Source organism: Streptomyces cirratus (assembly GCF_014650775.1).
Taxonomy (GTDB): Bacteria; Actinomycetota; Actinomycetes; order Streptomycetales; family Streptomycetaceae; genus Streptomyces; species Streptomyces cirratus.
In genome coordinates this window covers 18,309-36,392 of the sequence record NZ_BMVP01000006.1, presented here as the reverse complement: position 1 = coordinate 36,392, position 18,084 = coordinate 18,309, and the positions used below count along the sequence as shown (strand labels likewise).

The 18,084-nt window shown below is 70.9% G+C and carries 18 protein-coding genes; 16 read left to right on the top strand and 2 right to left on the bottom strand.

Features of this window, described 5'->3' with window-relative positions; translation table 11 throughout:
* Window positions 1-46: 46 nt before the first annotated feature.
* Window positions 47-1,276, bottom strand: coding sequence for a DUF349 domain-containing protein (locus IE207_RS17495; protein WP_190185173.1), 1,230 nt, complete (start codon window positions 1,274-1,276; stop codon window positions 47-49).
* A 194-nt stretch (window positions 1,277-1,470) separates the two neighbouring features.
* On the bottom strand, window positions 1,471-2,250 hold the full coding sequence (locus IE207_RS17490) for a peptidylprolyl isomerase (RefSeq protein WP_190185172.1): 780 nt from the start codon (window positions 2,248-2,250) through the stop codon (window positions 1,471-1,473).
* Window positions 2,251-2,413: 163 nt separating this feature from the next.
* Between IE207_RS17490 and IE207_RS17485 the strand changes: the two genes are divergently transcribed.
* The 16 genes from IE207_RS17485 to aroQ all read left to right on the top strand — a co-directional run bounded on the left by IE207_RS17485 (window position 2,414) and on the right by aroQ (window position 18,037).
* Window positions 2,414-3,124 carry an MBL fold metallo-hydrolase gene (locus tag IE207_RS17485; protein WP_190185171.1) on the top strand — a complete coding sequence of 237 codons (711 nt, stop codon included), beginning with the start codon at window positions 2,414-2,416 and terminating at the stop codon, window positions 3,122-3,124.
* A gap of 10 nt (window positions 3,125-3,134) precedes the next feature.
* A complete protein-coding gene (gene hisS / locus IE207_RS17480) occupies window positions 3,135-4,394 on the top strand; it encodes a histidine--tRNA ligase (RefSeq protein WP_190185170.1) in 1,260 nt (419 codons plus the stop codon).
* A 160-nt stretch (window positions 4,395-4,554) separates the two neighbouring features.
* Window positions 4,555-5,166, top strand: coding sequence for a vitamin K epoxide reductase family protein (locus IE207_RS17475; protein WP_190185169.1), 612 nt, complete (start codon window positions 4,555-4,557; stop codon window positions 5,164-5,166).
* Between the two features lie 51 nt (window positions 5,167-5,217).
* Window positions 5,218-6,573 (top strand): replication-associated recombination protein A, encoded by a 1,356-nt coding sequence (locus IE207_RS17470; protein WP_190185168.1) that lies wholly within the window; start codon window positions 5,218-5,220, stop codon window positions 6,571-6,573.
* Window positions 6,574-7,054: 481 nt separating this feature from the next.
* A complete protein-coding gene (gene rpsD / locus IE207_RS17465) occupies window positions 7,055-7,666 on the top strand; it encodes a 30S ribosomal protein S4 (protein ID WP_030026606.1) in 612 nt (203 codons plus the stop codon).
* 181 nt (window positions 7,667-7,847) lie between these two features.
* Complete coding sequence (locus IE207_RS17460) at window positions 7,848-8,276, top strand: DUF948 domain-containing protein (protein ID WP_190185167.1); 429 nt, start codon at window positions 7,848-7,850, stop codon at window positions 8,274-8,276.
* A gap of 8 nt (window positions 8,277-8,284) precedes the next feature.
* Window positions 8,285-8,647, top strand: coding sequence for a DUF6167 family protein (locus IE207_RS17455; protein ID WP_190185166.1), 363 nt, complete (start codon window positions 8,285-8,287; stop codon window positions 8,645-8,647).
* Window positions 8,647-11,316, top strand: a complete 2,670-nt coding sequence (alaS, locus tag IE207_RS17450; protein WP_190185165.1) for an alanine--tRNA ligase — start codon at window positions 8,647-8,649, stop codon at window positions 11,314-11,316. The genes IE207_RS17455 and alaS overlap by 1 nt, the downstream gene beginning before the upstream one ends.
* Window positions 11,317-11,318: 2 nt before the next feature.
* On the top strand, window positions 11,319-11,789 hold the full coding sequence (gene ruvX, locus IE207_RS17445) for a Holliday junction resolvase RuvX (protein ID WP_190185164.1): 471 nt from the start codon (window positions 11,319-11,321) through the stop codon (window positions 11,787-11,789).
* Window positions 11,790-11,914: 125 nt separating this feature from the next.
* Window positions 11,915-13,636 carry an endolytic transglycosylase MltG gene (gene mltG, locus IE207_RS17440; protein ID WP_190185163.1) on the top strand — a complete coding sequence of 574 codons (1,722 nt, stop codon included), beginning with the start codon at window positions 11,915-11,917 and terminating at the stop codon, window positions 13,634-13,636.
* Between the two features lie 6 nt (window positions 13,637-13,642).
* Window positions 13,643-14,467 carry a shikimate dehydrogenase gene (locus IE207_RS17435; protein ID WP_190185162.1) on the top strand — a complete coding sequence of 275 codons (825 nt, stop codon included), beginning with the start codon at window positions 13,643-13,645 and terminating at the stop codon, window positions 14,465-14,467.
* Window positions 14,468-14,506: 39 nt separating this feature from the next.
* Window positions 14,507-14,698, top strand: a complete 192-nt coding sequence (locus tag IE207_RS17430) for a hypothetical protein (RefSeq protein WP_190185161.1) — start codon at window positions 14,507-14,509, stop codon at window positions 14,696-14,698.
* A gap of 114 nt (window positions 14,699-14,812) precedes the next feature.
* The gene (gene aroC / locus IE207_RS17425) at window positions 14,813-15,997 is read left to right on the top strand and encodes a chorismate synthase (protein ID WP_190185160.1); all 1,185 of its coding nucleotides are present in this window, start codon (window positions 14,813-14,815) and stop codon (window positions 15,995-15,997) included.
* Window positions 15,994-16,512 carry a shikimate kinase gene (locus IE207_RS17420; protein ID WP_190185159.1) on the top strand — a complete coding sequence of 173 codons (519 nt, stop codon included), beginning with the start codon at window positions 15,994-15,996 and terminating at the stop codon, window positions 16,510-16,512. Before aroC ends, IE207_RS17420 begins: the two co-directional genes overlap by 4 nt.
* Window positions 16,509-17,600 carry a 3-dehydroquinate synthase gene (aroB, locus tag IE207_RS17415; RefSeq protein ID WP_190185158.1) on the top strand — a complete coding sequence of 364 codons (1,092 nt, stop codon included), beginning with the start codon at window positions 16,509-16,511 and terminating at the stop codon, window positions 17,598-17,600. Before IE207_RS17420 ends, aroB begins: the two co-directional genes overlap by 4 nt.
* Window positions 17,597-18,037, top strand: coding sequence for a type II 3-dehydroquinate dehydratase (gene aroQ, locus IE207_RS17410; protein ID WP_190185157.1), 441 nt, complete (start codon window positions 17,597-17,599; stop codon window positions 18,035-18,037). Before aroB ends, aroQ begins: the two co-directional genes overlap by 4 nt.
* The last annotated feature ends 47 nt before the right edge of the window (window positions 18,038-18,084 follow it).

Here is an 18,084-nt window from a genome sequence, read left to right as displayed (position 1 = left end):
CACCCCCGGGGGTGGTGCCCTTCTCCGCGTCGGGCGCAGCCGTCCGTCAGCCGCCGAACTCCTCAAGGCCCTTGAGCGCCTGGTCCAGCAGGGCCTGGCGGCCCTCCAGCTCCCGGGACAGCTTGTCGGCCTTCGCGTTGTTGCCCGTGGCGCGGGCCGCGTCGATCTGCTCGCGCAGCTTGTCGACCGCCGCCTGCAGCTGACCCGTCAGGCCGGCCGCACGCGCCCTCGCCTCCGGATTCGTACGACGCCACTCGCCTTCCTCGGCCTCCTGGATCGCCCGCTCCACCGCGTGCATCCGGCCCTCGACCTTGGGCCGCGCGTCACGCGGCACGTGGCCGATGGCCTCCCAGCGCTCGTTGAGGGAGCGGAACGCGGCCCGGGCCGCCTTCAAGTCCGTCACCGGAACGAGCTTCTCGGCCTCCTCGGCCAGCTCCTCCTTGAGCCGCAGGTTCTCCACCTGCTCGGCGTCACGCTCCGCGAAGACCTCGCTGCGGGCCGCGAAGAAGACGTCCTGCGCCCCACGGAAACGGTTCCACAGGTCGTCCTCCGCCTCCCGCTGCGCCCGGCCCGCCGCCTTCCAGCTCTCCATCAGCTCGCGGTAGCGGGCGGCCGTCGGACCCCAGTCCGTCGACTTCGACAGCGACTCGGCCTCCGCGACCAGCTTCTCCTTGGCCTTGCGGGCGTCCTCGCGCTGCGCGTCCAGCGAGGCGAAGTGCGCCTTGCGACGCTTGGAGAACGCCGAGCGGGCGTGCGAGAAGCGGTGCCACAGCTCGTCGTCCGACTTGCGGTCGAGCCGGGGCAGCCCCTTCCAGATGTCCACCAGGGCGCGCAGCCGCTCGCCCGCGCTGCGCCACTGGTCGCTCTGCGCCAGCTGCTCGGCCTCGGTGACCAGCGCGTCCTTGGCCGTACGGGCCTCGTCCGCCTGCTTGGCCTTCTGGAGCTTGCGCTCCTCGCGCCGCGACTCGACCGTCGCGACCAGCTTGTCCAGCCGGACGCGCAGTGCGTCGAGATCGCCCACGGCGTGGTGCTCGTCCACCTGCGTACGCAGGTGGTCGATCGCCGTCTGGGCGTCCTTGGCGGACAGATCGGTGGTCCGCACCCGTCGTTCGAGGAGGCCGATCTCGACCACCAGGCCCTCGTACTTGCGCTCGAAGTAGGCCAGGGCCTCCTCAGGGGTGCCCGCCTGCCAAGAGCCGACGACCTGCTCGCCCTCGGCAGTACGCACGTACACGGTGCCGGTCTCGTCGACTCGGCCCCACGGGTCGCTGCTCACAGCGCCTCCTCCACCTGATGCCTCGCGAGGGGTTCACCCCCGGGCATCGTCCACAGTTTCCTGGGGCGGGCCGCGCCCGCCCTGCACAACGCCAACATAGGCGACCGCCGGGCCGGCTGTCCGCATCCCGCACGACGCAATATCGACGTACGGGACGCGGATGGCCGGGCCCGGTCGCCGCGCCCCGATACCGGTCAGTTCTTGGTGACGGTGCCCTTCTCGATCGTCACGGGGTTCTTCGGAGCGCCGTCCTGGGCCCCGTCGGCCGTCCCCGCCTTCGCGACGTCCTCCACGACCTTGAGGCCGGCCGCGTCGATCTTGCCGAAGGGCGTGTACGAGGGCGCGAGCGGGCTGTCCTTGTACACGAGGAAGAACTGGCTGCCGCCGGTCCCGGGCTGGCCGGTGTTCGCCATCGCCACCGTGCCCGCCGGGTAGATCACCTGGCCCTGCTCGTTCGGCTTGCCCAGTGCGTCGAGGTTCTCGTCCGGGATGGTGTAGCCGGGACCGCCCATGCCGGTGCCCTGGGGGTCACCGCACTGGAGGACGAAAATGCCGCTGGTGACCAGGCGGTGGCACTTGGTGTTGTCGAAGAAGCCCTTGTCCGCGAGCGACTTGAACGAGTTGACCGTCTGCGGGGTCTTCGCCGCGTCCATCTCGAACTTGACGTCGCCCGCGCTCGTCTTGAGGTCGAAGGTGTACTTCGCCTTGTCGTCGATCGCCATCGCCGGCGGCGACTGCTTGGGGGTCGGGGACGCGGACGGCGAGGGGGTGTCCGAAGCCTTGGTCTTCTTGTCCTCGCCGTCGAAGACACCGCCCGCCACGAGGCCGACCAGCGTCGCGACCACCACGGCCGCCGCCGCGCCGATCACCGCCGCGCGGCGGCGCGACTTGCGGCGGGCCTCGGCCCGCCGCTGCTGCTGGCGCTCGTACTTCTCCCTGGCGAGCTGTCGCCGACGCTGATCGCTGCTGACCACCGGTCGTCTCCTTGTACGTCTCTGGTACCGCTGTCCGGGCTGGGCCAGTCCGTACCGTATATGGGTTCGCTGTGCCATGAGCCGCCCCGGTAGGCTCTGAGCAGCGGCATCGCACTCCGTGCGCGCCGCCCGAGCTCACGCCGGACGACGATTGAGGACGAACGTGCTGATTGCCGGGTTCCCCGCAGGGGCCTGGGGGACCAACTGCTATGTGGTCGCCCCCGCCGCCGGTGAGGAGTGCGTCATCATCGACCCGGGCCACCAGGCCGCCCAGGGCGTCGAGGAGACGTTGAAGAAGCACCGGCTCAAGCCCGTCGCGGTCGTCCTCACCCATGGCCACATCGATCATGTCGCCTCGGTGGTCCCGGTGTGCGGAGCACACGACGTACCGGCCTGGATCCACCCGGAGGACCGGTACATGATGAGCGACCCGGAGAAGGCCCTCGGCCGCTCCATCGGGATGCCGCTCATGGGCGAGCTGACCGTCGGCGAACCGGACGACGTCCGCGAGCTGGCCGACGGAGCGGGCCTCAAGCTGGCCGGGATGGACTTCTCGGTGGCCCACGCACCCGGACATACCAAGGGGTCGGTGACCTTCCGGATGCCGGAGAGCGCGGACGTCCCGTCCGTCTTCTTCTCCGGCGACCTGCTCTTCGCCGGCTCCATCGGACGCACCGACCTGCCCGGCGGCTCCCACGCCGAGATACTCCGCTCGCTGGCCCGCGTGTGCCTGCCGCTGGACGACTCGACGGTGGTGCTGTCCGGCCACGGTCCCCAGACCACCATCGGGCGCGAGCGTGCGACCAACCCGTACCTGCGGGACGTCGCCGCCGGCCTGGGGGACGGCGCAGCCGCCCCACGACGAGGAATGTGACGAGACTTCCGTGAGCACCTTCAAGGCCCCCAAGGGCACCTACGACCTGATCCCGCCGGTCTCCGTGAAGTTCCTGGCGGTACGTGAGGCCATCGCCGCCCCGCTCAGGAACTCGGGCTACGGCTACATCGAAACGCCCGGTTTCGAGGACGTCGGCCTGTTCGCGCGCGGCGTCGGCGAGTCCACCGACATCGTCTCCAAGGAGATGTACGCCTTCGAGACCAAGGGCGGCGACCAGCTGGCCCTCCGTCCCGAGGGCACGGCCTCGGTGCTGCGCGCGGCGCTGGAGGCGAGCCTGCACAAGAAGGGCAACCTGCCGGTCAAGCTCTGGTACTCGGGCTCGTACTACCGCTACGAGCGTCCGCAGGCGGGCCGCTACCGCCACTTCTCGCAGGTCGGTGCCGAGGCGATCGGTGCCGAGGACCCGGCCCTGGACGCCGAGCTGATCATCCTGGCCGACCAGGCGTACCGCTCGCTGGGCCTGCGGAACTTCCGCATCCTGCTGAACTCGCTCGGCGACAAGGAGTGCCGCCCGGTCTACCGGGAAGCGCTCCAGTCCTTCCTGAGCGGGCTCGACCTCGACGCGGAGACCGTGCGCCGGGCGGAGATCAACCCGCTGCGCGTCCTCGACGACAAGCGGGCCGACGTACAGAAGCAGCTCGTCGGGGCCCCGGTGCTGCGGGACTACCTGTGCGACGCGTGCAAGCAGTACCACGAGGAGGTGCGGGCGCTGATCACGGCGGCCGGCGTCGCCTTCGAGGACGACGAGAAGCTGGTGCGCGGCCTGGACTACTACACGCGCACCACCTTCGAGTTCGTCCACGACGGACTCGGCTCGCAGTCGGCGGTAGGCGGCGGCGGCCGCTACGACGGCCTGTCCGAGATGATCGGCGGTCCGGCCCTGCCCTCGGTGGGCTGGGCGCTGGGCGTGGACCGCACGGTGCTGGCGCTGGAGGCCGAGGGCGTCGAGCTGGACATCCCGGCGGCCACGTCGGTGTTCGCGGTGGCGCTGGGCGAGGCGAAGCCGGTGCTGTTCGGGCTGGTGACGGAGCTTCGGCGGGCCGGGGTCGCGGCGGACATCTCGTACGGCGGCAAGGGCCTCAAGGGGGCCATGAAGGACGCGAACCGCTCCGGCGCCCGCTTCGCGATCGTCGCGGGCGACCGGGACCTCGCCGAGGGCGTGGTGCAGCTCAAGGACCTGGAGTCCGGCGAGCAGAACCCCGTGGCCGTGACCGAGGTGGTCGAGGTGCTGCGGGCGCAGCTGGCCTGACGGCCGTCGCGGTGAAGGGGCGGCCCGGGGAGACTCCCGGGCCGCCCTTCGCCGTCACCGGCTCCGGAGACCGTCCTTATCTCCAACGAACGGCCCCGCGGGTCCCCCGTACGGCACAATGGCCGGTGCTTGATGACCTTGCAGATGTGGAGCGGGCGGGATGACGACAACAGGCTCTGACACGGACACCGCCCGGACCTCCGGTGCGAGCCGGGCCCTGGCGCTGCTGCTGGTGATCACCGGCGCGGCGGGGCTGCTGGCCGCCTGGGTGATCACCATCGACAAGTTCAAGCTGCTGGAGGACCCGAACTTCACGCCGGGCTGCAGCCTGAACCCGATCGTCTCCTGCGGCAACATCATGAAGAGCGACCAGGCGGCCGTCTTCGGTTTCCCGAACCCGATGCTGGGGCTCGTGGCCTACGGCATCGTGATCTGCGTCGGCATGAGCCTGCTGGCGGGCGCGCGCTTCGGCCGCTGGTACTGGCTCACGCTCAACGCGGGCACGTTGTTCGGCGTCGGCTTCTGCACCTGGCTGATGTACCAGTCGCTGTACAACATCAACTCCCTGTGCCTGTGGTGCTGCCTGGCCTGGGTCGCCACGATCTTCATGTTCTGGTACGTGACCGCCCACAACGTGCGCACCCGCATGCTTCCCGCCCCGGGCTGGCTGCGGGGCTTCCTCGACGAGTTCCCCTGGGTGCTGCCCGTGCTGCACATGGGGATCATCGGGATGCTGATCCTGACCCGCTGGTGGGACTTCTGGACCTCGTGACGGCCTGGTGACGGCCCCCGGGCTGTCAGTGCCCTCGCATAGGCTTCCCGTGTGGAACCAGATCTCTTCACCGCCGCCGCCGAGGACCGCCAGGAGAAGGACCCGTCCGCTTCTCCGCTCGCCGTCCGGATGCGCCCGCGCACCCTGGACGAGGTCGTGGGCCAGCAGCACCTGCTCAAACCCGGCTCGCCGCTCCGGCGGCTGGTCGGGGAAGGCGCCGGGGGACCGGCCGGTGCCTCCTCAGTGATCCTTTGGGGTCCTCCCGGCACCGGGAAGACCACCCTCGCCTACGTGGTCAGCCAGGCGACACAGAAGCGGTTCGTGGAGCTGTCGGCGATCACCGCGGGCGTGAAAGAGGTACGCGCCGTCATCGAGGGCGCACGGCGGGCGGCCGGCGGGTACGGCAAGGAGACCGTCCTCTTCCTCGACGAGATCCACCGGTTCAGCAAGGCGCAACAGGACTCGCTGCTCCCGGCCGTCGAGAACCGCTGGGTCACCCTCATCGCGGCGACCACCGAGAACCCGTACTTCTCGATCATCTCGCCCCTGCTCTCGCGCTCCCTGCTGCTGACGCTGGAGCCGCTGACGGACGAGGACCTGAGCGCGCTGGTGCGGCGCGCGCTGACGGAGGAGCGTGGGCTGGGCGGGGCGGTGACCTTGCCGGCCGACGCCGAGGCGCACCTGCTGCGCATCGCCGGGGGCGACGCCCGCCGGGCCCTGACGGCGCTGGAGGCGGGCGCCGGGTCGGCGATCGCCAAGGGGGAGCCGGAGATCACCCTCAGGACGCTGGAGGAGTCGGTCGACCGGGCCGCCGTCAAGTACGACCGGGACGGCGACCAGCACTACGACGTGGCGAGCGCGCTGATCAAGTCGATCCGGGGCTCGGACGTGGACGCGGCGCTGCACTACCTGGCCCGGATGATCGAGGCGGGGGAGGACCCCCGGTTCATCGCCCGGCGCCTGATGATCTCCGCGAGCGAGGACATCGGGCTGGCGGACCCGACGGCCCTGCCGCTCGCGGTCGCGGCGGCGCAGGCGGTGGCCATGATCGGCTTCCCGGAGGCGGCGCTGACCCTGTCGCACGTGACGATCGCCCTGGCGCTGGCCCCCAAGTCGAACACCGCGACGACGGCGATCGGCGCGGCCCTGGCCGACGTACGGGCGGGGCTGGCCGGCGCGGTCCCGGCCCATCTGCGGGACGGCCACTACAAGGGCGCGGCCAAGCTCGGTCACGCGGTGGGATACGTGTACCCGCACGACGTACCGGGCGCGATCGCCGCCCAGCAGTACGCGCCGGACGAGGTCCAGGGCAAGCGGTACTACGAGCCGACGCGCTACGGCGCAGAGGCCCGGTACGCGGACGTGGTGGAGAAGGTCCGCGAACGGCTGCGCGGCGAGCGCGGCTGACCCGCCCCGGGGCGGGCCCGTGCCCGCCGCGGCCTCGGATACGATGGTCCACGGACACCGGCTCCACATCCGTGATCTCGATCACGGGGGTGAGGCCGGTTCCTGGACGTGAGCGGCAGCCCCGGCAGCCGTGGATTCCGAGGAAACAAGGAGAAATCACGTTCCCGTCCGGGGTGACGGCCCACAGTGGCCGCCCCCCTGCCCCGCATCGCGGCGGTTCCTGGTGTCAGGAGCATCCTGCGAGGTGGGGGATACTGAGGCGTTGGACTCTACGAGGGTTCGTACGCGTTCGGCTCCGGTGAGCTGCCGAACGCCTTCCCTGGGACGCGGCTGACCCTGCTTACCGTCGTCGAAAGCGGATTCCGTTTCGTTGGAACCCGAACTGCGATGCGCACTGGGCAGGGGGATCCCATGTGGTCGAGACATTACGTCCCCCTCGTTACCGGTAAGTCTCACCTGACTACATGGAGGTAGGTTCCACGTGAACCAGAAGCGACCCAAGGTCAAGAAGTCGCGTGCCCTCGGCATTGCGCTGACCCCGAAGGCCGTCAAGTACTTCGAGGCCCGCCCCTACCCGCCGGGCGAGCACGGCCGTGGCCGCAAGCAGAACTCGGACTACAAGGTTCGTCTGCTCGAGAAGCAGCGTCTGCGCGCGCAGTACGACATCTCCGAGCGCCAGATGGCTCGCGCCTACGACCGCGCCAAGAAGGCCGAAGGCAAGACGGGCGAGGCGCTGGTCGTCGAGCTCGAGCGTCGCCTCGACGCCCTGGTCCTGCGTTCGGGCATCGCCCGCACCATCTACCAGGCCCGCCAGATGGTCGTCCACGGCCACATCGAGGTCAACGGTGCCAAGGTCGACAAGCCGTCGTTCCGCGTCCGCCCGGACGACGTGATCACGGTTCGCGAGCGCAGCCGCGAGAAGGTTCCGTTCCAGGTTGCCCGTGAGGGTGGCTACGCAGGCGAGGGCGAGACCCCCCGTTACCTGCAGGTCAACCTGAAGGCCCTGGCCTTCCGCCTGGACCGCGACCCGAACCGCAAGGAAATCCCGGTCATCTGCGACGAGCAGCTCGTCGTCGAGTACTACGCCCGCTGATCTTCCGGCGGTCGTAGCCTCACAGGCTGGTCAGCCCGCCGGTTCCCCCTCGGGGGAGCCGGCGGGCTTCCTGCTTTCCCGGCCGGGGCCGGAATTCCGGTACGGCCGGGGATCTCCGGCGCGATAGGGTCGGAGAAGACTTTTCATACCCAGTGATCTATGTGCAGGAAGCGGTGCAAACGTGTCCGGTGGAGAGGTGGCCGGGATCCTCGTGGCCGTCTTCTGGGCCATCCTGGTCTCCTTCCTCGCCGTGGTGCTGGTGAGACTGGCCCAGGTGCTCAAGGCGACCACCAAGCTCGTGGCGGACGTGACCGAGCAGGCCGTCCCGCTGCTCGCCGACGCCTCCACCACCGTGCGCTCCGCACGCACCCAGCTCGACCGGGTCGACGCGATCGCGAGCGACGTGCAGGAGGTCACCTCCAACGCCTCCGCACTGTCCTCGACCGTGGCCTCCACCTTCGGCGGCCCGCTGGTCAAGATCGCGGCCTTCGGCTACGGCGTGCGCAAGGCCCTGGGCAAGACCGACGCCGAGCCGACCAAGACCCCCCGACGCACTGTGATCGTCGGCCGTACGGTGCCGGGCGCCCGGCGCCGGAAGCAGAAGGGCTGAGACCTCCGATGATCCGCCGAGCCTTCTGGTTCACCGCAGGCGCAGCCGCCGGCGTGTGGGCCACCACCAAGGTCAACCGGCAGCTCAAGAAGCTGACCCCGGAGAGCCTCGCCGCGCAGGCCGCCGACAAGGCCGTCGAGGCGGGCCACCGCCTCAAGGAATTCGCCCTGGACGTCAAGGCGGGAATGACGCAGCGCGAAGAACAGCTGAACGACGCACTGGGTCTGCGCCAGGACCCCGACGAGCCGGCCCTGACCGGCAACGTCACGGCCCTGCCCGGGCCCCGGCGGACGCGGGCCGTCGCGCTCGACCCGCACGACCAGAACACCCACCGCCCGAATCTCTCGTACAACCGGAATGAGGACCACTGATGGAGTCGGCTGAAATCCGCCGCCGCTGGCTGAGCTTCTTCGAGGAGCGCGGTCACACCGTTGTCCCTTCGGCGTCGCTCATCGCGGACGACCCGACTCTGCTGCTGGTGCCCGCGGGCATGGTGCCGTTCAAGCCCTACTTCCTGGGCGAGGTCAAGCCCCCGGCCCCGCGGCTGACCAGCGTGCAGAAGTGCGTCCGCACCCCGGACATCGAAGAGGTCGGCAAGACCACCCGCCACGGCACGTTCTTCCAGATGTGCGGCAACTTCTCCTTCGGGGACTACTTCAAGGAAGGCGCCATCAAGTACGCCTGGGAGCTGCTCACCAGCTCCGTGGCGGACGGCGGCTACGGCCTGGAGCCCGAGAAGCTCTGGATCACCGTCTACCTCGACGACGACGAGGCCGAGCAGATCTGGCGCGACGTGATCGGCGTGCCCGCCGAGCGCATCCAGCGCCTGGGCAAGAAGGACAACTTCTGGTCCATGGGCGTCCCCGGACCCTGCGGTCCCTGCTCCGAGATCAACTACGACCGCGGCCCCGAGTTCGGCGTCGAGGGCGGCCCGGCCGTCAACGACGAGCGGTACGTGGAGATCTGGAACCTGGTCTTCATGCAGTACGAGCGCGGCGCGGGCGACGGGAAGGAAGACTTCCCGATCCTCGGCGACCTGCCCTCGAAGAACATCGACACCGGCCTCGGTCTCGAACGCCTCGCCATGATCCTGCAGGGCGTGCAGAACATGTACGAGACCGACACCCTGCGCGTGGTCATGGACAAGGCCACCGAGCTGACCGGCGTGCAGTACGGCGCCGCCGCGAACACCGACGTCTCGCTGCGCGTGGTCGCCGACCACATCCGCACTTCGACGATGCTCATCGGCGACGGCGTCACTCCCGGCAACGAGGGTCGCGGATACGTGCTGCGCCGCATCATGCGCCGCGCCATCCGCAACATGCGCCTCATGGGCGCCACCGGCCCGGTCGTCCAGGACCTCATCGGCGTCGTGATCGACACGATGGGGCAGCAGTACCCGGAGCTGGTCACCGACCGCAAGCGCATCGAGACCGTCGCGCTCGCCGAAGAGGCCGCCTTCCTCAAGGCCATCAAGGGCGGCACGAACATCCTCGACACCGCCGTGACCGAGACCAAGGCCACCGGCGGCACGGTCCTCTCCGGCGACAAGGCGTTCCTGCTCCACGACACCTGGGGCTTCCCGATCGACCTCACCCTGGAGATGGCCGCCGAGCAGGGCCTCTCCGTGGACGAGAGCGGCTTCCGCCGCCTCATGCAGGAGCAGCGCGACCGCGCCAAGGCCGACGCCAAGGCCAAGAAGACCGGCCACGCGGACATGTCCGCCTACCGGGAGATCGCCGACGGCGCCGGCGCCACCGAGTTCACCGGTTACGCCACCAACCAGGGCGAGTCCACCATCGTCGGCCTGCTGGTCAACGGCGTCTCCGCGCCCGCCGCCTCCGAGGGCGACGAGGTCGAGGTCGTCCTGGACCGCACCCCCTTCTACGCCGAGGGCGGCGGCCAGCTCGCCGACCAGGGCCGGATCAAGCTCGACTCCGGCGCCGTCATCGAGGTCCGCGACGTCCAGCAGCCCGTCCCGGGCGTCTCCGTACACAAGGGATCGGTGCAGGTCGGCGAGGTGACGGTGGGGGCCGCCGCCTACGCCGCCATCGACGTCAAGCGCCGCCGGGCCATCGCCCGCGCCCACTCGGCCACGCACCTGACCCACCAGGCGCTGCGCGACGCGCTCGGCCCGACGGCCGCCCAGGCCGGTTCCGAGAACTCGCCCGGCCGCTTCCGCTTCGACTTCGGCTCCCCGAACGCCGTCCCCGGCACCGTCCTCACCGACGTCGAGCAGAAGATCAACGACGTGCTCTCCCGCGAGCTCGACGTCACCGCCGAGGTGATGAGCATCGACGAGGCGAAGAAGCAGGGCGCCATCGCCGAGTTCGGCGAGAAGTACGGCGAGCGCGTGCGCGTCGTGACCATCGGCGACTTCTCCAAGGAGCTGTGCGGCGGTACCCACGTCGGCAACACCAGCCAGCTGGGCCTGGTCAAGCTGCTCGGCGAGTCCTCCATCGGCTCCGGCGTGCGCCGCGTCGAGGCCCTGGTGGGCGTGGACGCCTACAACTTCCTCGCCAAGGAGCACACGGTCGTCGCCCAGCTCCAGGAGCTGGTCAAGGGCCGCCCCGAGGAGCTGCCCGAGAAGATCGCCTCCATGCTCGGCAAGTTGAAGGACGCCGAGAAGGAGATCGAGAAGTTCCGCGCGGAGAAGGTCCTCCAGGCCGCCGCGGGGCTCGCCGAGAACGCCCAGGACATCCGCGGCGTGGCCCTCGTCGTCGGCCAGGTGCCCGACGGCACCGGCGCCGACGACCTGCGCAAGCTGGTCCTCGACGTGCGCGGGCGCATCCAGGGCGGCCGACCGGTCGTCGTGGCCCTGTTCACCGTGGCGGGCGGGCGCCCGCAGACGGTCATCGCCACCAATGACGCCGCCCGCGAGCGGGGTCTCAAGGCCGGTGACCTGGTCCGTGCCGCCGCCAAGACCCTCGGTGGCGGCGGTGGCGGCAAGCCGGACGTGGCCCAGGGCGGCGGCCAGAACCCGGCCGCCGTGCCCGAGGCCATCGCCGCCGTCGAGCGCCTCGTCGCCGAGACGGCCTGACGATGACACTGCGCCGCGGCCGCCGACTGGCCATCGACGTCGGGGACGCCCGGATCGGGGTCGCTTCCTGCGACCCCGACGGGGTGCTGGCCACACCGGTGGAAACCGTGCCCGGCCGGGACATCCCGTTCGCCCACAGGCGGCTGCGGCAGCTCGTGCAGGAGTACGAGCCGCTCGAAGTCGTGGTCGGCCTTCCCCGCTCGCTCAGCGGGCGGGAGGGGCCGGCCGCGGCCAAGGTGCGCGTCTTCGCGGGCGAACTCGCCAAGGGCATCAAGCCGGTGACGGTCCGTCTGGTGGACGAGCGGATGACGACGGTCACCGCCGCGCAGGGGCTGCGGGCGTCGGGGAAGAACGCCAAGAAGGGGCGGGCGGTCATCGACCAGGCGGCCGCCGTGGTGATCCTTCAGAACGCTCTTGAGACCGAACGGGTATCAGGTAATCCGCCCGGTGAGTGCGTCGAAGTGGTTGTCTGATCGCGATACGGTAACGTTCCGCGCGATGTGACGGCATTCGAACAGCCGTCGCCCACCACTTCAGAGGCGGAACCGGGTGCCGTGGCGATGAGCCGCTGCCTCCGTCTCGCGGCTCTAGGGGACCGATGACTGAGTATGGCCGGGGCCGCGCCCCCGAACCGTGGCACCCCGAGGACCCCCTTTACGGGGACCAGGGGTACGACGGGCATCCGGCCCAGCAGGGTCAGATGCCCTACGCCGGTGACCCGCAGCAGCAGTACGCGCAGGCGCCGCAGCACCAGGCCCCCCAGTTCCAGACCCCCCAGTTCGCGGACGGGCACTTCCAGGACGGGCAGCAGTACCAGCAGCACCCGGACCAGCTCCAGCAGCAGTACCAGCAGTACCCGCAGGAGGGTTTCCTCCCGCAGCAGCAGTACCAGCAGAACGACCAGCCGCAGCCGGCCTACGGGGGCCAGCCCTGGGACACCGGCCAGGGCCAGTACGCGGGCGCGCCCGCGGACCCGTACGCGGACGCCGAGCCGTACGCCCAGCAGACCGCCGCGGGCTTCCCCGGCGAGGCCCCCGACCTGTACGCCACCCCGGAGGCCTACCCGCCGCCGGTGCCCCCGAGCCGGCGCCACCTGGAACCGGAGCCGGACAGCCAGGACGCCGACCTCCTCACCGAGGACCCCGAGGAGGAGCCGGAGTCCCCCGCGGGCGACGACGACGGCCGTGGCGGCGGTGGCCGCCGCGGGGGCCGTTCGAAGAAGCCGAAGGCGAAACCCAGACGCCGCGGCGTGTCCTGCCTGGTCGCGGCCGTGGTGGTCGCAGCCGTCCTCGGCGGTGGCGGCTACTACGGTTACACCTACATCAAGGCCCGCTACGGCCCCGGCGAGGACTACGCCGGCCCGGGCCTCGAAGAGACGGTGGACGTCGAGATCCCCAAGAACGCCACCCTCGCCCAGATGGGCAGCATCCTGGAGAAGGCGGGCGTCGTCGCCAGCGCCAAGGCGTTCGTGACGGCCGCGGACACCCCCAAGGGCAAGGGCATCCAGCCCGGCACCTACCCGCTCAAGAAGAAGATGTCCGCCGCCGCCGCCGTCGCGCTGATGACGGACCCCTCGAAGCTGAACGTCATCATCGTTCCCGAGGGCAAACGCAACGTCGACGTCTACGCCATGATCGACAACAAGCTGGGCAAGCCGCAGGGCACCACGCAGGACATCGCGAAGCGCGAGGCCAAGAACCTGGGCCTGCCGGCCTGGGCCGCCTCCAACCCGAAGATCATGGACCCGCTCGAAGGGTTCCTGTACCCGACGCGTTACGACCTGACCAAGGACATGGCCCCCGAGGCCCTGCTCAAGCAGATGGTCAAGAACGCGAGCGACAAGTACGCGGCGCTCGGCCTCGAAGCAAAGGCCAAGGACCTCGGACTGGAGAACCCGCTCCAGGTCGTCACGGTCGCCAGCCTCGTCAACGCGGAGGGCATGAACCACGACGACTTCCGCAAGATGTCCGACGTCATCTACAACCGTCTCAAGAAGACGAACGACGTCACCAACCAGAAGCTCGAATTCGACTCCACGATCAACTACCTCAAGGGCACGAGCAACATCAACGTCTCCCGCGCCGAGACCAAGACGCTCGACCACCCTTACAACACCTACTTCTACAAGGGCCTGCCGCCGGGTCCCATCGGCAACCCCGGCACCGACGCCCTGAACGCCTCGCTCAACCCCGACAGGGGCGGCTGGATGTTCTTCGTGTCGGTCGACGGCCAGAAGACGACCTTCACCAAGACGTTCGCGGAGCACGAGAAGCTGGTAGCGGAGTTCAACGAACGGCAGAAGCAGAAGAACGGCGGATAGCAACACATGTCACGCATACGGGCCGCGGTGCTGGGGTCGCCCATCGAGCACTCCCTCTCACCGGTGCTGCACCGCGCCGCGTACCGGGAGCTCGGCCTCGCCGACTGGACCTACGACCGGTTCGAGATCGACGAGGCCGCGCTCCCCGGGTTCGTGGCCGGGCTCGGGCCCGAGTGGGCGGGGCTGTCCCTGACCATGCCGCTCAAGCGGGCGGTCATCCCGCTGCTCGACGCGGTCAGTGACACCGCAGCCTCCGTCGAGGCCGTCAACACCGTCGTCTTCACCGAGGACGGCCGCCGCGTCGGCGACAACACCGACATCCCCGGCATCGTCGCCGCGCTGCACGAGCGCGGCGTCGACAAGGTGCCCGCCGCCGCGATCCTCGGCGCCGGCGCCACCGCCTCCTCCGCGCTGGCCGCGCTCGCGCGGATCTGCACCGGTGAGGTCACCGCGTACGTCCGCTCCCGCGCCCGGGCCGACGAGATGCGGCAGTGGGGCGAGCGGCTCGGTGTCGACGTCCGCACGGCCGACTGGTCGCGCGCGCCCGAGGCGCTCACCGCGCCGCTGGTCATCGCCACCACCCCGGCCGGAGCCACGGACGAGCTGGCCCCCGCCGTGCCCGCGGCCCCGGGCACCCTGTTCGACGTCCTCTACGACCCCTGGCCCACCGCCCTCGCCGCCGCCTGGTCCGGCCGCGGCGGCGCACTGGTCGGCGGCCTCGACCTGCTCGTGCACCAGGCCGTGCTCCAGGTCGAGCAGATGACCGGCCGCGCCCCCGGCCCGCTCGCCGCCATGCGGGCCGCCGGTGAGCGGGCGCTCGCCGCGCGCTAGCGTCGGCACCTGCGGTGTCGGGGGGCGAGAGGGGTTCGCGTGGGCGCGATCGGGGCGGGTCAGCTGCTGGCATCCAAGTGGGACGCGGCGTACGGCGTCGTGGTGTTCGCCCGCGTCCTGCTCGGTACGCTTCCGGCCTGGGCGAAGTGGACCATCGGCGCGCTCCTGGCCGCCGCGGCCCTCTGGGAGGGTTTCCAGTGGTGGCGCCGGCGTGGGACGGCCGTCCGATAGCTGGACCGGAGCGTGGTGCACCGGTGCGGACGTGGGAGGATCGGGTACGGCGGATCCGGGCCGCGCACCCAGATCGCGCCGAGGCTGTACCAGGCGCGAGCATGAGGAGCATCGTTGAGCAGGTTGCGTTGGCTGACCGCAGGAGAGTCGCACGGACCGGCCCTGGTGGCGACGCTGGAGGGCCTCCCCGCCGGCGTCCCGGTCACCACCGAGCTGGTGGCCGACCACCTGGCCAGGCGCCGGCTCGGCTATGGCCGCGGTGCCCGGATGAAGTTCGAGCAGGACGAGATCACCTTCCTCGGCGGCGTCCGGCACGGGCTCTCCCTCGGGTCCCCCATCGCGGTCATGGTGGGCAACACCGAGTGGCCCAAGTGGGAGACGGTCATGTCGGCCGACCCCGTGGACCCCGGCCTCCTCAAGGACACCGGCCGTAACGCGGCACTGACCCGCCCGCGCCCCGGCCACGCAGACCTCGCCGGCATGCAGAAGTACGGCTTCGACGAGGCCCGCCCGATCCTGGAGCGCGCCAGCGCCCGTGAGACGGCCGCCCGCGTGGCCCTCGGCGCGATCGCCCGGTCCTTCATCAAGGAGACCGCCGGCATCGAGATCGTCTCCCACGTGGTCGAACTCGCCTCCGCCAAGGCCCCGTACGGCGTCTACCCGACCCCCGCCGACGTCGAGAAGCTCGACGCCGACCCGGTGCGCTGCCTCGACGCCGACGCGTCGAAGGCGATGGTGGCCGAGATCGACCAGGCCCACAAGGACGGCGACACCCTCGGCGGCGTCGTGGAGGTGCTCGCGTACGGGGTCCCCGTCGGCCTCGGCTCGCACGTGCACTGGGACCGCCGTCTCGACGCGCGCCTCGCGGCCGCGCTCATGGGCATCCAGGCCATCAAGGGCGTCGAGGTCGGGGACGGCTTCGAGCTGGCCCGCGTGCCCGGCTCGAAGGCCCACGACGAGATCGTCTCCACGCCCGAGGGGCTGCGGCGCACCACCGGCCGCTCCGGCGGTACCGAAGGCGGCCTGACCACCGGCGAGCTGCTGCGCGTGCGCGCCGCGATGAAGCCCATCGCGACCGTGCCGCGCGCCCTGGCCACCGTCGACGTCGCCACCGGTGAGGCGACCGTCGCCCACCACCAGCGCTCCGACGTCTGTGCCGTCCCGGCCGCGGGCATCGTCGCCGAGGCCATGGTCGCGCTCGTCCTCGCGGACGCCGTCGTGGAGAAGTTCGGCGGCGACTCCGTCCCCGAGACCCGCCGCAACGTCCGCTCGTACCTCGACAACCTGCAGATCCGGTGACCGGCGGGCCCCTGATCGTCCTCGTCGGACCCATGGGGTCCGGCAAGTCCACGGTGGGCGGACTCCTCGCCGAGCGGCTCGGCGTCCCCTACCGGGACACGGACGCCGACATCGTCGCCGCCGAAGGCCGCGAGATCGCGGACCTCTTCGTCGACGAGGGCGAGCCGTACTTCCGCGAGCTGGAGCGGCGGGCCGTCGCGGCCGCCGTCGCCGAGCACACCGGAGTCCTCGCCCTCGGCGGCGGAGCGGTCCTCGACGCGGGCACCCGCGAGCTGCTCGCCGGCCTGCCCGTCGCCTACCTGTCGATGGACGTCGAGGAAGCGGTACGGCGCGTCGGCCTCGGCGCCGCGCGCCCGCTGCTCGCCGTCAACCCGCGCCGACAGTGGCGCGAGCTGATGGACGCCCGCCGTCACCTGTACACCGAAGTCGCGCGCGTCGTGGTGACCACCGACGACCGCACCCCCGAAGAGGTCGCCCAGGCGGTCCTCGACGCTCTGGAGTTGAAGGACGTATGACAGACCAGGTGACGCGGATCAACGTCGGCGCGAGCGCCGGGCACGACGCGTACGACGTGCTGGTCGGCCGGCAGCTGCTCGGCGAGCTGGGCAGCCTGATCGGCACCCGCGCCCAGCGCGTGGCCGTGATCCACCCCGAAGCGCTGGCCTCGACGGGCGAGGCGCTGCGGGACGACCTGGCGGCGCAGGGCTACGAGGCCGTCGCCATCCAGGTGCCGAACGCCGAGGAGGCCAAGACCGTCGAGGTCGCGGCGTACTGCTGGAAGGCGCTCGGGCAGTCCGGGTTCACCCGCACCGACGTGATCGTGGGCGTGGGCGGAGGTGCCACCACCGACCTCGCGGGCTTCGTCGCGGCGAGCTGGCTGCGCGGCGTGCGCTGGGTCGCCGTCCCGACCACCGTGCTGGCCATGGTGGACGCGGCCGTCGGCGGCAAGACCGGCATCAACACCGCCGAGGGCAAGAACCTCGTCGGCGCCTTCCACCCGCCGGCCGGGGTGCTCTGCGACCTCGCGGCGCTGGACTCGCTGCCGGTCCACGACTACGTCAGCGGCCTGGCCGAGATCATCAAGGCCGGGTTCATCTCCGACCCGGTCATCCTCGACCTGATCGAGGCGGACCCCGAGGCGGCCCGCACGCCCGCAGGTCCGCACACGGCCGAACTCATCGTGCGCTCCATCCGGGTCAAGGCGGACGTGGTCTCCAGCGACCTCAAGGAATCGGGGCTGCGCGAGATCCTCAATTACGGCCACACCCTCGCGCACGCCATCGAGAAGAACGAGCGCTACAAGTGGCGCCACGGCGCGGCCGTCTCCGTCGGCATGGTCTTCGCCGCCGAACTCGGCCGGCTCGCGGGCCGGCTGGACGACGTGACCGCCGACCGGCACAAGGCGGTGCTCGCCTCCGTCGGGCTGCCGCTGACCTACCGGGGCGACCAGTGGCCCAAGCTGCTGGAGACCATGAAGCTCGACAAGAAGTCCCGCGGCGACCTGCTGCGCTTCATCGTGCTCGACGGGCTGGCCAAGCCGACGGTGCTGGAGGGGCCGGACCCGGCGGTGCTGTTCGCCGCCTTCGGCGAGGTCGCCGCGTGAGCCGGCGCGTCCTGGTCCTGAACGGCCCGAACCTGGGCCGGCTCGGGTCGCGCGAGCCCGACGTGTACGGGGCCACCTCGTACGCCGGGCTGGTGGAGAGCTGCCGGGCGCTGGGCGCCGAACTCGGGTTCGACGTCGAGGTCCGCGAGACCAACGACGAGGGCGAGCTGATCCGCTGGCTGCACGAGGCCGCGGACGGCAAGATCCCCGTGGTCATCAACCCGGGGGCCTTCACGCATTATTCGTACGGGATGCGCGACGCGGCGGCCCAGCGCACCGCGCCGCTGATCGAGGTGCACATCTCCAACCCGTACGCGCGCGAGGAGTTCCGGCACACGTCGGTCATCGCCTCCGTCGCCACGGGTACGGTGGCGGGCTTCGGCATCGGCTCGTACCGGCTGGCACTGCGCGCGCTGGCGGACGAAGTCACGCTCTGACGGTGCCGGTGGGCGGCTCGGGCTCCGAGGTCATATAACGTTCTCGC